Source organism: Pseudoduganella albidiflava (assembly GCF_004322755.1).
Classification (GTDB): domain Bacteria; phylum Pseudomonadota; class Gammaproteobacteria; order Burkholderiales; family Burkholderiaceae_D; genus Rugamonas; species Rugamonas albidiflava.
On the sequence record NZ_CP036401.1, the window covers coordinates 6,061,924 to 6,075,267 of the forward strand.

Sequence of the window (13,344 nt, forward strand, 5' to 3'; positions counted from 1 at the left end):
TGAAGAACATGAAGAACCTGAAGCGTTTCATCCTCGCGGCGGCGCTGGCCGCCACCCTCCCCCTCCATGCCGCCCCGGTCAAGGACCAGTACTGGGCGCTGATGGCCCGCCAGCTGTTCCCGGCCGTGGCCAGCATCCAGGCCGGGCCGCCAGCCGCCCTGGCCACGGTGCTGGACACCCGCAGGAAACGCATCGACGCATGCCAGGGCGCTTCGAAGTGCCTGTTCCTGGCATCCACCTGGACCGACGAGGAAATGGATGCGGTGGCGCGCGCCGTGCCGTCGCTGCCGAAGACATCGCCGGACGGGCCACCCATCGCCGACGATGGCGTCAAGGCGCAAGTGGTGCGCGAGCTGCGCGGCCTGAACGCGATCCTGCAGATCTATGGCTTCGGTACCGAATCGCGTTACCCGAAGATCGACGGATCGGTGGAAAAGACGGGCAGCGACGAGTTCAAGGCGCTGGTGGCGGACGCCATCTGGCTGGCCACGGCCGGCAAGGACGATCCGGCACTGGGCCTCGATTCCAGCATCGCGCTGGCGGTCGCCCTCATCGACGTCAACGAGCGGCGCGACGCCGTGGCCTGGGAGCCGCTCGACAAGGCGCACAACGCGGCGGCGTTCGCGCGGGCGCGCGGCCTGGACTGGAAGCGCTACCGCTACACGGCGATCATCATTCCGGGCGTGGGGCCGGAGAATCCGGCGATTTCGCTGAGCGCGCGCGGCAAGCTGCACCTGCGGCTGGCCGCCAGCCGGTTCGCCGAGGGCGAAGCGGCGTTCATCATCACCAGCGGCGCGGCCGTGCATCCGAAGGACTCGCGCTTCAACGAGGCGGTCGAGATGCGCAAGGTGCTGGTCGAGCGCTATGGCATCCCGGCGGACCGCATCATCATCGAGCCGTACGCCCGCCACACCACCACCAACCTGCGCAACGCCACGCGGCGCCTGGTGGCCATGGGCGCGCCGCTCGACCGGCCAACGCTGATCGTTGCCAACGCCAGCCAGAGCGCCTACATCGAAAGCCCCGAGTTCGCGGCGCGCAACCCGGCGGAGCTGGGCTACCAGCCAGGCACCGTGGGGCGCCGGCTGTCACCGTACGAGCTGGAATTCGTGCCTTCCCTGCGCTCGCTGCGGGTCGATCCCTGGGATCCGCTCGATCCCTGAAGTTCGATCCTCCGAACTACGCTGCGCTCCGGTCACTCTCCGGCGATGCCACCCGGAAGCAGTTACGCCCCGCCCGCTTGGCGTCGTACATCGCCTGGTCGGCGGCGCGGATCAGCGTGCGCGCGGTGTGCCCGGCCTCGAACGCGGCCACGCCGATGCTGGTGGTCACCCGCAGCGTGACGGTGCCGAGCTGGAATGGCGGTTCCATCGCGTCGATGATCTTCTGCGCGATCACGGCGGCGGCGCCGGGACCTTGCAGGCCCTCGGCCACCAGCACGAATTCGTCGCCGCCCAGGCGCGCCACGAAGTCGGCCTCGCGCACCACCGCCCGCACGCGGCTGGCGAACATGCGGATCACGTCGTCGCCGACATCGTGGCCATGCGTGTCGTTGATGGTCTTGAAGCGGTCGATGTCGAAGTACATCAGCGCCAGCGCGCCGTGCCGCTGGGCACGCGCGACGGCCTGTTCCAGCTGGCCATTGAAATAGCCGCGGTTGGGCAGGCCCGTCATCGAATCGTGGTGGGCGCGGCGGAACAGTTCCTGTTCCATGTACTTGCGCGCCGTGATGTCCTCGCTCACGGCCAGCACGCCGGTCACGTTGCCGGCGCCATCCTTCAGCGGGATCTTGCTGGTCTCGATCCAGCGCTCCGCGCCGTCGATGCCGCGGTCCAGCGCCTGCATGCGCAAGCGCGCTACGCCGGACTGCATCACTTCCAGGTCGACCTGCCGGTAATGCGCGGCCCGGTCCTTCCAGTGCAGGTCGGCATCGCTCCGGCCGATCAGGTCCGCGTCGGTGGCCAGCCCCGCATCGGCCAGCAGCGCACGGTTGCCGCCCTCGTACACGCTGTCGGTGTTTTTCCAGAACACGGCTTGCGGGATATTGTCGAGGATGAGCTGCAGCATCTGGCGCGACGCGTACAGCGTCCGCTCCGCTTCCTTGCGCTCGGTGATGTTCTCCGCGAACCCCAGCACGTGCGTGACCTCGTCGCCGGTGCTCATCGGGATCAGCACGATCGACATGTCCACCTTCCGGCCGGCCGCCACGACGATGCGGGTCGTGTAGGCCACCGCCTGCCCGGCCAGCGCTTCGTCCAGGTGCCGTTCCACCAGGCCGCGCTCGTCGATGCCCACATGGTCCGCGGCGCGCGTGCCGACCAGCGCATGCCGCTCGACACCCAGGTCCTTGAGCATCTGGTGGTTGGCGTGCAGGAAGCGCCGCTGCCTGTCGATCGCATACACGGCAAACGGGTGATGTTCGAAGAAACCGGCGAAGCGCTCGCTGAAGTCGTGCATGGCGCGCCGGCGTGCGCGGTAGCGCGGCCAGGCCGCCATGGCCCAGGCGGCGACCAGCGACAGCAGCACGCCGGCCATGGCGAACAGCGCCGCCGCGTGGGCCGGCGCGGTATCGCCGGCGCCGGGCCTGGCATGGAACTGGATCAGCCACGCACGGTTGGCGAACCGCACGGCGCCGGCGTACGCGGGCGCCGTGCCGGGCCGCTCCAGCGCATGGGGCTTGCGGGCGGCACCATGCACCAGGTTTTTCGGCGCCACCGAACCGTCGTAGATTTCCAGGTCGAACTGGCGCGCCATGCGGCCATTGTCCAGGCCATCGAACATCACGTCCGTGTACAGGGTGGAAAAGATGAAGCCTTTCACGCTCGCCGGTCCGGTGCCCGAACCCGGCGGGACGACCGGTGCGAAGATCTGGATGATCGATCGTCCCTGCGACTCCAGGATGGTCGGCATGCTCGGGGTCGCCACCGGTTCGCCGCTCCGCGCCGCTTCCCGCATCGCCGCCCAGCGCTGGGGAAACGCCGCGAAGTCCACTCCTTGCAGCGCCTTCGTGCGTGCCGGATCGAACGCGTGCTCGCCATACACCACCGGGTAATACTCGTGCGCGGGCAGGGGATGGACAAGATGGAACCCGGCGACCTCGCGGCGCGTGGCACGCTCGAACCGGGCTACGTCCCCGGCCGGCACGCGGGCCACGTAGCCGAACACGCGGATACCGTCGAACCGCTGGAATACCCGGCTGGCGTTGACGAACGCGGAGAACTCTTCGGCCCGGATCGCATCGGAAGCGCTGAACAGCGCAGCCAGGTCACGGTTGGCGCCTTCGTACAGCGCGAGGCGGTGGCGCAGCAGGAACAGGTAATCCTCGGCGGCGTCCTGTCTCTCGGCGGCCTGCTGCGCCTGCAAGTGCTCGAAACGCGCCATGCCGGCATAGGCGGAGACAAGCACACCGGCAACGAACACCCCCACCGGGAGCGCACGCGCACCCAGTGACAGTCTGATACGTTGATAGAGCGAACCCATGTTGTCCTCGCGGCCGAAAAGCCTGAGCCGACATGGTAGCAGCGTGTTTGTTTCTAACCGTCAATAACTGTTTTGGAGTTAACGCTTTTCAGCAGAAACGCAACACGGTGTTTTCGTTTCGACACGATTGCACCGCCGGCCGCGGACAACCGGAACATCACCACTCGAAATCGTCGGGGATCTTGTAGTCGGCGTACGGATCGTCCTCGGCCGCGACGGCGGCGGACGGCTTGTTGACACGCACCACCAGCGATGCATCGCGCTCGGCGATCTTGTCCGCCACGACGCGCGGCACCAGCTCGAACGTCTCGCCCTGGCCGACGATTACCAGCCGCCCGGCCACCAGGTGGTCGCGCACGGCGGCCGACACGTGGATCCGCTCGACCTTGGTGCCGTAGGTGAAGTTGTAGGCGATGTCGCCATTGCCCTTGGCTTGCCGGTTCTGCTTGATCAGCTGGGTGATCTGGGCGGCGATGGCCTTTTGTTGCGCCGCCGCGTCGCGCTGCGCGTTCAGTTCCCGCGCCCGCTCGGCATTGCGGCGCTGCGCCTCGAGGGCCGCTTCCCTGGTTTCATTGACCGTCACCGTGCCGCTGCGCAGCGCTTCCTTCTTCTGCTTGCTCTTGTCCTGGTGGACCTTGGCCGCCTTCTTCTTGTCGACCAGGCCGGCCTTCATCAATTGTTCCTGCAGCGAGACCATCTTGTGCTCCGTCGTTCGTTGAACCTCGCAGCATAGCAAAAGTGGCGCCCGTGATGCCAGGAAGACGTACCATTGCAAGCTACTCAACTGCACTTCACCCGCCATGCACGACCTGCTGCTCACGCCCATCGTCTTCCTCGTTACCGCCGTGCTGCTCGTGCCGCTGGCCCAGCGCCTCGGTCTCGGTTCCGTGCTCGGCTACCTGATCGGCGGCGCCATCATCGGGCCGTGGGGACTGGGCCTGATCGGCGAAGTGGACCTGATCGCCCACGTGGCGGAAATCGGCGTGGTGCTGATGCTGTTCCTGATCGGCCTGGAACTGCAGCCGGCCAAGCTGGTGGCCATGCGCCGGCTGGTGCTGGGCGGCGGCGCGCTGCAGATGGCCGCCTGCGGCATCGCGCTGGGCGGCGTGGCGTGGCTGCTCGGCATGCCGTGGATTGGCGCGCTGGTGGCCGGCATCGCGCTGGCGCTGTCCTCGACGGCGATCGCGGTGCAGAACATGAACGAGCGCCACCTGGACAACACGCCGGCCGGCCAGGCGGCGTTCGCGATCCTGCTGTTCCAGGACATGGCGGCGATCCCGCTGCTGGTGGCGGTGCCGCTGCTGGGCGGCAGCGGCGCGGCCGACTTCAACCCGCTGTTCGCCGTCGGCGCCGTGGCCTGCGTACTGCTGGTCGGCCGCTATGCGATGCGCCCGGCGCTGCGCCTGATCGCCCGCACCGGCCTGCGCGAGATCTTCACGGCCTTCGCGCTGCTGCTGGTACTCGGCATCGCCCACCTGATGGAACTGGCCGACCTGTCGATGGGCCTGGGTGCCTTCCTGGCCGGCGTGCTGCTGGCCGGTTCCGAATACCGCAAGGCGCTGGAAACCGACCTGGAACCCTTCAAGGGCCTGCTGCTGGGCCTGTTCTTCACGTCGGTCGGCATGTCCGTCAACTTCGGGCTGCTGGCCGCCGCGCCGCTGTGGATCGCCGCGCTGACCGCCGGCTATGTGCTGCTGAAGATGGTGCTGCTCGGCGTGGCCGCGCGCGCCCTGCCGGTGCCGGCGGTGCAGCGCTGGCCGTTCGCCGGCCTGCTGGCCCAGGGCAGCGAATTCGCCTTCGTGGTGCTGGCCGTGGCGCAGGATGCCAACGTGCTGACGGCCCAATGGCGCGAAACGCTGGTGCTGGTGGTGGCGGTATCGATGGCGCTGACGCCGCTGGCGATGGCCGGCGCCGAGCGGCTGAGCCGGTACCTGCATGCCGTGCCGCCGAAACCGGCGGACACCATCGAGCCCGATGGCGCGCGCGTCATCATCGCCGGCTTTGGCCGCGTGGGCCAGATCGCCGGCCGCATGCTGGCCGCTTCCGGCATCCGCATGACGGTGCTGGACAACGACCCCGACCTGATCGACATGCTGCGCCGCTACGGGCTGCGGGTGTTCTACGGCGATGCCACGCGGCTCGACCTGCTGCGTGCCGCCGAGGCGGACAAGGCGGTGTTGCTGATCAACGCGATCGACGACATGGACACCAGCCTGCGCCTGGCCGACCTGGTGCGCGAGCATTTCCCGCACCTGAAGATGATCGGCCGGGCGCGCAACGTGACGCACCTGTTCGAGCTGCGCGAACGGGGCGTCGACCTGGTCGAGCGCGAAACCTTCGAGGCGGCGCTGCGCATCGGCGAGCACGCGATGCGCCAGCTGGGCATCGACGAAGCCAGCGCGCAGCTGGCCCGCACCTCGTTCCGCGAACATAACCTGGCCACGCTGGAAGCGATGTTCCCGCACTTCCGCGACGAGTCGCAGATGATCTCGATCCAGGAAGAAGCCCGGCAGGAACTGGCCCAGTCGTTCGAGCACGACCGGATCGGCCTGCAGAATGCCAGGAAGCGCGAAGACGCCGAAATGCCCTGAAGGCTTTACCGCGGGCGCGGTTCGGACGATACTTGTCGTTTCATTGTTTTGCACAAGGAGATCCCGAGTGAAAAAAACCCTGCTGGCCACGCTGCTGCTGGCCGCGTTCGCGGCGCATGCGGCCACCCCGACATTCGACCCGCAACGCCTTTCCCAGCACGTGAAAGTGCTGTCTTCGGACGCCTTCGAGGGCCGCGAACCGCATACCGCGGGCGAGACGAAGACGGTCGACTACCTGGTCGAACAGTTCAAGGCGGCCGGCGCGCAGCCTGGCGGCGACATCGCCGACGGCAAGCGCGGCTGGACGCAGGAAGTGCCGCTGGGCCGCTTCCAGATCCAGGGCCCGGTGGCGCTGACCGTGCAGGCCGGCAAGGACAAGCTGGCGTGGACGCAGGGCGAACAGATGGCCGTGCGCGCGTCGATGAACGGCAAGCCGCTGGTGGATTTCAAGAACGCGCCGCTGGTATTCGCCGGCTACGGCGTCACCGCGCCGGAGCGCAAGTGGGACGACTTCAAGGGCCAGGACCTGAAAGGCAAGCTGGCGATCGTGCTGATCAACGATCCCGATTTCGAGACGGGGGCCGGCGAGTTCGGCGGCAAGGCCATGACCTACTACGGCCGCTGGACCTACAAGTACGAGGAAATGGCGCGCCGCGGCGCGCTGGGCACGATCATCGTGCATGAAACGGCGCCGGCGTCGTACGGCTGGGCCACCGTGAAGAATTCGAACACGAATGTGATGTACGACATCGTGCGCAAGGACCCGGCGAAATCGCATGCGCCGATGGAAGCGTGGATCCAGCGCGACGCCGCCGCCGACCTGTTCAAGCGCGCCGGCCTCGATTTCGAGGCGGCCAAGAAGCAGGCGCAAAGCCGCGACTTCAAGCCGCTGCCGCTGGCCGGCGTGACGCTGTCGGCCCGCTACGCGGTCGATGCCCAGGTGATCAAGTCGCGCAACGTGGTGGCCCTGATCCCGGGCAGCGAGCGCGCCGACGAAACCATCATCTACAGCGGCCACTGGGACCACCTCGGCGTGGGCGCCCCGGATGCGAAAGGCGACAAGATCTACAACGGCGCCGTCGACAACGGCACCGGCATGGCCGCGCTGATCGAACTGGCGCGCGCCTACGCGCAGGGCCCGGCACCGAAGCGCAGCGTGGTGTTCCTGGCCGTGACGGCGGAAGAAAAAGGCTTGCTGGGTTCCGAGTACTATGCGGCCAATCCGCTCTATCCGCTGGAAAAGACGGTGGGCGTGATCAATGTCGATGCGCTCAGCCCGCACGGCCCGTCGCGCAATTTCACCATTTCCGGCAGCGCGAAACTGGACTTGCTGGACCGTCTGGTAGCCAAGGCGCGCCAGCGCAACCAGGTGTATGCACCGGATCCGAAGCCGGAAGCGGGGTACTTCTTCCGCTCCGACCACTTCCCGTTCGCCAAGCGCGGCGTGCCTGCCCTGTCGTTCGGCTCGGGCGAAGACTGGGTGGCCGGAGGCACCGCGGCCGGCAAGGCCGAGGAAGAGAGCTACACGAAGGACCGCTACCACCAGCCGGCCGACGAGTGGAATCCGAAGTGGCCGTTCACCGGCATGGCCAGCGACCTGGAACTGTTGTACGGCCTGGGCCGCGACCTGGCCGAATCGCGCGACTGGCCGAACTGGGGCAAGGACTCCGAGTTCCGCGTGCTGCGCGAAGCCAGCGCGGGCAAGCGCTAAGGCAGGATTCAGGACAGTAAGCAGGACAGTAAGCAGGACAGTAAGCGCGGCCGGGTGCCCACGGGCGCCGGCCGCGGCTGAGCATTACCCTGCGCCGCACGGTGTGCCGTGGCGCAGCCCCCCTCCCACCATCACCACGCCACCGCTTACTGCGCCGCCACGCCCAGCGCGGCGAAGTGCAGCACCCATTCGCGCCGCCCGTCGGCACCGATCAGCGCGGCCGCTTCGTCGTCGTAGAACGCGCCCACCGGGCATGCTCCCAGCCCGCGGGCGGTGGCGCCCAGCAGCCAGCGTTCGCCCACCAGGCCCGCTTCCAGGAAAGCATGGCGGTAGCCGCGCGCGCCTTCCGCCAGCATGGTCGAGCGGTCGGCGGTAAGGACCAGCACCACGGCGGCATCGCCGATCACGTCCTGCGCCAGGGCGGCCGACCGCGCGGCGGCGGCGAAATCGCCGTTGCGCACGCGGTCGAGCGCGTGGCCGGGCCCGTACCGGTAGACACCCGGCGTCAATCCCTGCACGCGGTTGACGACGAGGTGGATGCGCACCGCGGCGGACAGTTGCGCCGGCTGGCGCATGTCGGCCAGCAGCGCCGCCAGCGCCGGCAGCGGCACGGCGGCGCCGCTGAACCGGCGCTGGCTGCGCCGCTCGGTGATCGCCCGCATCACCGGCATCGCCGATGGCTGGGGTGGCGGCAGCGCGATGCCGCCGGCACCGCGATCCGCCGGCAGCCGCAGCGAGGTGGCCTGCTGTATCCGGCTGGTGGCGCCCAGGCTGGCCGGGCTTTCCACCGCGGGCGTGAAGACGGGCGGTGCGGCCCGGCCATCGCGGCGCAATTCCATGACCGCCAGGGGCGCTTCCAACTGGTTGTCGATCGCCAGCGCGCCGGCCAGCAGGCGCTCGTCGAAACGCTGCGCCAGCGCCGCATGCAGCCCCGCCGCATGCGCCGCGACGCGCAGGTTCTCCAGCAGGTGGCCGCCATCCGCCACGGCATAGCGCCAGGCCCGTTCGCGATACTTGTAGCCGGTGCGGTGGAAGACCGACGTGAGCACGACCGCGGCATCGGCATCGGCGGCGGAGGGCACGCCGTCGCTCCCGGGCAGTGGGCCCAGCGATGCGAGCCGCCCGCCTTCCGCGTCGTAATGGTAGATGCCGGGCGCCAGCCCTTCGATTCGGCGGGCCAGCAGGTACAGCTCGCTGGGGAACAGGCCGCCGGAAGATGGTGCCGCGCGCAGCGCCTGGCCGCCGCGCCGCTGCGTGATACCGGCCGCAAGGTGCAGCAAGGTGCCCACCTCCGCCAGCTTGAGGGGGCCGCTGCGCGATACCGGTGCCCGCAGTGCGGCCGACAGGCCAGCGCCGGCGCCCGTGGCGCGGCCCGGCGCGATGGCGGGCGCATCCGGATAGCGCTTGAATGGCGGCGGCGCGTCGCCCCAGTCGATGCCGGGCGCGCTGGCGAACACGCCGGTGCGCGACAGCGACGAATGGGCATGGAAGCGCACCACGGCGGCCACGCCGTCTTCCAGCGCGGCCGGTGCCTCCACCGGGGCCGGCGCACGCGGCGTGCCTGCCAGGTAGCCGGCGCCGAAGACCACCAGGGCCAGCCCGGCCATGGCGGTCCGTGCCGGCAACGGGCGCCGGGGATGGGCGATACGCGGCGCGGCCCGTCCACCGTTGCGCAGCGCGCGCCACACAACCGGCAGGTTGAACCACAGGTGCAGCGCCACCAGCGCCAGCGTGCCGTAGCCAAACAGGTAGTGCCAGTCGAATACCGGCAATTGCTGGTTCGCCACCCAGAAGATGCCCAGCCCGGCCGTGGCCAGCAGGTACAGCATCAGCAGCACGCTGAGCTGCACGTTCAGCGCGTGGCGCGACGGTCCCCTGCCGCGCGCCAGCGCCACGCCCAGCCAGGCACCGTACAGCGCCAGCGGCAACAATACCCAGGCCAGCCTTGGCATCGCATCCCCGGTTGAAAGACGGTTGTTAATTCTACACAAAGCGCTGTTCAAAGCCCGGTCGCCGTCCTACCCTGAAAGTCCAGGATCCGAACGCACCGCATGTTCGACACCGGAGGGATGATGAAAGCGACAGTGATGTGGAAAGCTGCCTTGATTCTGGCGGCCTCGGCCGCCGTGGCCGCCGGCACGGCGGTGCTGGCATCCTCGCAGGCCGAACCGCGCAGCGGGTTCGATCCCGCGCTGGCTGGCGCAGCCACCTGCGCGCAGCCCCAGCCTGGCCGTCCGCCGCTGCTGGAAAAGTTCGTGCTGGCACAGGCGGAAACGGCGCCGTTCCGGCCTTCGGCAAAGGGCAACGCGGCGGCCCCGGCTGGCCTGCCGCCGCTGTACGACAACCTGGGCACGCTGCACATGCCGGTCACCACGCGGCAGCCGAAGGCGCAAGCCTATTTCGACCAGGGCCTGCGGCTGACCTTCGCCTTCAACCATGCCGAGGCGGCCCGCGCATTCCGCGCGGCACGCACGGTCGATCCTGCGTGCGCCATGTGCTGGTGGGGCGAGGCGCTGGTGCTGGGCCCCAACATCAACGCGCCGATGTTCCCGCAGGCGGTGGAACCCGCGTTCGCCGCCGCGCAGGCGGCCGTGAAGCTGGCGCCGCAAGCCAGGCCCGTCGAGCAGGCGCTGATCCGCGCCGTGGCGCGGCGCTACGCGGCGTCGCCGGGTGGCGACCGGGCGGCGCTGGACAAGGCCTACGCGGCGGCGATGACCGAAGCCGCGCGCGCCTTCCCGAATGACGACACGGTGCAGGTGCTGTTCGCCGAGGCGCTGATGGACCTGGCGCCATGGGACTACTGGGAAGCGGCCGGCACGCGCGGCAAGGGCCGCACCGCCGAGATGGTCGATGCGCTCGAGCGCGTACTGGAACGCAATCCGCGGCACCCGGGCGCGGCCCACTACTACATCCATGCGGTGGAGGCATCGAGCCACCCGGAAAAGGCGCTGCCCTCGGCCCGCCTGCTGGCGGCCCAGGCGCCCGGTGCCGGCCACCTGGTGCACATGCCGTCCCACATCTACTATCGCGTCGGCCTGTACCGGGAAGCGCTGCAGGCGAACGTGGACGCGATCGCCGCCGATGATGCCTATTTCGGCAGTGCCGCCAGCGATGCCGTCTACAAGGGCGCCTACTATCCGCACAACATCCACTTCGTGCTGGTGTCGGCGCTGATGGGCGGCGATGGCCGCACGGCGCTCGATGCCGCCGCCAGGCTGGACCGCGCGCTGCCGGCCGGACTGGTGAAGGAATTCGCCATGATGCAGCCGGTGAAGGCGGCGCCCTACTTTGCGCATGTGCAGTTCTCCAGCGCGGAAACACTGCTGGCCCTGCCCGATCCCGGCGACGAGCTGGTGCTGGTGAAGGCGATGTGGCATTACGCGCGCGCCGTCGGCCATGCCCGCCAGGGAGCGCACGCCGCGGCAAACCGGGAAATCGCCGCGCTGTCGGCGCTGGAACGCACGGGCGATTTCGCGCCGGTCGAGGCGGCGAACGTGCCGGCCCGCGCCATCGTGCGCACGGCGCGGGCCGTGGCGGCCGGCCGCCTCGCCGATGCGCAGGGCAAGCTGCCGGCGGCGATGGCGGCTTACCAGGAAGCGGTGGACGTGCAGGACACGCTGCCCTACACCGAGCCGCCGTACTGGTACTACCCGGTACGCCAGTCGCTCGGCGCGGCCCAGCTGCGCGCGGGGCGCCTCGATGCCGCCGAACAGACCTTCCGCGCCTCGCTGGCCCGTACGCCGAGCAATGGCTGGGCGCTGCGCGGCCTGGTCGAAGTGTACCGGCAGCGCGGCGACGCGGCGGCCCTGGCCGCGGCCCAGCAACGCTTCGATACCACCTGGCTGGGCCGGGATGGCCCACCGGCGCTGTCGCTGCTGTAACCGTGCCCATGCCACTGTTGCCGTGTCCCAAAGGCCGTGGCGTTGACATTCAATAGTGCCCGCCTTAGCCTGCGCTTTCACCGATCGCGCAGGAGGCAGGATGGCAGTAAACCGGAACGGCATCGTCACGTGGGTATCGCTGGCAGCGGTCGCGGCCTCGCTGGCCGGCTGTTCCGGGCCTCTGGTGCAAAGCGCGATCACGTCCAACATCGTGCAGGAAGGTGCGCACAACGCCTACCTGGTATTGAACATCGCCCGGGCGCACGAGCGCATGCCGATGCATTTCACGCAGGTGAACACGGTGCGCGCCACGCCCGGCGGCGGCGGCCTCGGCACGCCGATCGTCGGGCTCGACATTCCATTCGGCGGCGCGGCACCGCCCTACTTCGCGTTGCGCCCCACGCTGGAGTCGGCGTCGGCGGTCGATACCGTCAGCCTCGTCTCGCAGGAATTCATGAACGGCCTGACCACGCCCGTCGACGCCAGGCTGATGGCGTATTTCGCCAGCCAGGGCTGGCCGCTGCCGCTGCTGCTGTACATGTTCGTGGGCTCGGTGGAAACCTATGACAGCCAGGGCAACCTGCTGCACAACCTCGTCAACAGCCCGCGCAACGAAACCTTTCCCGCCTTTGGCGCACTGGTCGACGTGATCGCCGGCTGCCGGCTGGTGCTGTCCGAATCCGCCGCCTACGAATTCCTCGGCGAAAAATTCCCGGCCGAAAAGCTGGCGGACATCGGCGTCGTCACCGCCGCGAAGACCGCCGGGCTGGTACCGGTGGAAGTGGATGCCGAGGGCAGGCAGCTGGCCGAAACGGGCCCGCGGCAAGCCAGGGCGCCCCGCTATTACCGTCTCGCGCAAGTGAGCAGGGAAGCGGGCGTCAAGCTCGATTCCTATGGGTCGGGCAAGTCCGGCATTGCCGGCGCCGCCGATTGCGCCATCGACGACAAGGCCGTGCCCGCCGTGGCCGACGCAGGCGCCGCGGCGGATACCCAGGCTGCCGGCACATCGGCTCCATCCGCCGGAACCGAGCCTCCGGTGGCCGACACGCTGAAACGGATCGGCAAGGCGCTGTCCACGCTGTCGATCTCGGTGGGCGGCCCGGGCGACAAGCGGCGCCCGGGCGGCAAGCCCCCCACGAAAGCGGCGCCACCCCGCGCCGCCGCGGAACCGGACATCGCCGAAGCCCGGCTGGTGCTGCGCTCCACGCAATCGATGATGTATTACCTCGGTGAGCTGAGCCGCTACCAGAACGCCGCCGACGCCACCCGCATCGATCCCGTCACGATCCGCATCGGCCGCCAGCGCCAGGCCTACCTGTTCCGGATGCAATGCTGCCAGCCGGCGCCGGGCGCCGCGGTCGCCGTGAACTATCGCGACAAGCACTTCAGCGTGCCGCCTTACGCCGAGTCGGCCGGCACCTCGCACGAGGACCGCAGCGTGCAGACACTGGCGCTGCTGTCGCTGGTGTACACCTTGCAGAACCGGTCCGCCGCGCCGCCGGCCATCAGTAATGTCCGCGTGCTGAACCGCTAGTGCCAAGGCGGCATCAACTGTTTGCATCCTTGCCACTTTTGTGAGCACGTTGCAACAACCTGCAACTTTGTTTCACCGCTGCCGCTTTTAATGGATGACTTACCCTGCCCGCGCGCGTTATCCTATTTCCTATAGGCAACCTCATCC

The 13,344-nt window shown here is 69.0% G+C and carries 8 protein-coding genes; 5 read left to right on the top strand and 3 right to left on the bottom strand.

Translation table 11 applies throughout. From position 1 onward, the window contains the following. The first annotated feature begins 8 nt into the window (after window positions 1-8). Window positions 9-1,163: a YdcF family protein gene (locus tag EYF70_RS25250; RefSeq protein ID WP_218943724.1), complete on the top strand. Its 1,155-nt coding sequence runs from the start codon at window positions 9-11 to the stop codon at window positions 1,161-1,163. A 16-nt stretch (window positions 1,164-1,179) separates the two neighbouring features. On the opposite strand, the gene EYF70_RS25255 is transcribed toward EYF70_RS25250, so the two are convergent. Then, window positions 1,180-3,480 (bottom strand): sensor domain-containing diguanylate cyclase, encoded by a 2,301-nt coding sequence (locus EYF70_RS25255; RefSeq protein ID WP_131147848.1) that lies wholly within the window; start codon window positions 3,478-3,480, stop codon window positions 1,180-1,182. A gap of 157 nt (window positions 3,481-3,637) precedes the next feature. After that, window positions 3,638-4,177: a DUF2058 domain-containing protein gene (locus EYF70_RS25260; RefSeq protein ID WP_131147849.1), complete on the bottom strand. Its 540-nt coding sequence runs from the start codon at window positions 4,175-4,177 to the stop codon at window positions 3,638-3,640. A 103-nt stretch (window positions 4,178-4,280) separates the two neighbouring features. On the opposite strand from EYF70_RS25260, the gene kefC reads away from it, so the two are divergent. Both kefC and EYF70_RS25270 read left to right on the top strand, forming a co-directional pair. Continuing rightward, window positions 4,281-6,071: a glutathione-regulated potassium-efflux system protein KefC gene (gene kefC, locus EYF70_RS25265; protein ID WP_131147850.1), complete on the top strand. Its 1,791-nt coding sequence runs from the start codon at window positions 4,281-4,283 to the stop codon at window positions 6,069-6,071. A 67-nt stretch (window positions 6,072-6,138) separates the two neighbouring features. Continuing rightward, entirely contained in the window at window positions 6,139-7,782 is a 1,644-nt protein-coding gene (locus EYF70_RS25270) for a M28 family metallopeptidase (protein ID WP_131147851.1), read from the top strand. Window positions 7,783-7,928: 146 nt separating this feature from the next. Here the strand turns inward: EYF70_RS25270 and EYF70_RS25275 are convergent, their stop codons facing one another. Next, window positions 7,929-9,734 carry a SagB/ThcOx family dehydrogenase gene (locus EYF70_RS25275; protein WP_131147852.1) on the bottom strand — a complete coding sequence of 602 codons (1,806 nt, stop codon included), beginning with the start codon at window positions 9,732-9,734 and terminating at the stop codon, window positions 7,929-7,931. Window positions 9,735-9,884: 150 nt separating this feature from the next. Between EYF70_RS25275 and EYF70_RS25280 the strand changes: the two genes are divergently transcribed. Both EYF70_RS25280 and EYF70_RS25285 read left to right on the top strand, forming a co-directional pair. Next, the gene (locus EYF70_RS25280) at window positions 9,885-11,663 is read left to right on the top strand and encodes a tetratricopeptide repeat protein (protein WP_229420549.1); all 1,779 of its coding nucleotides are present in this window, start codon (window positions 9,885-9,887) and stop codon (window positions 11,661-11,663) included. Window positions 11,664-11,763: 100 nt separating this feature from the next. Beyond that, window positions 11,764-13,197, top strand: a complete 1,434-nt coding sequence (locus EYF70_RS25285; protein ID WP_131147853.1) for a hypothetical protein — start codon at window positions 11,764-11,766, stop codon at window positions 13,195-13,197. Window positions 13,198-13,344 lie beyond the last annotated feature (147 nt).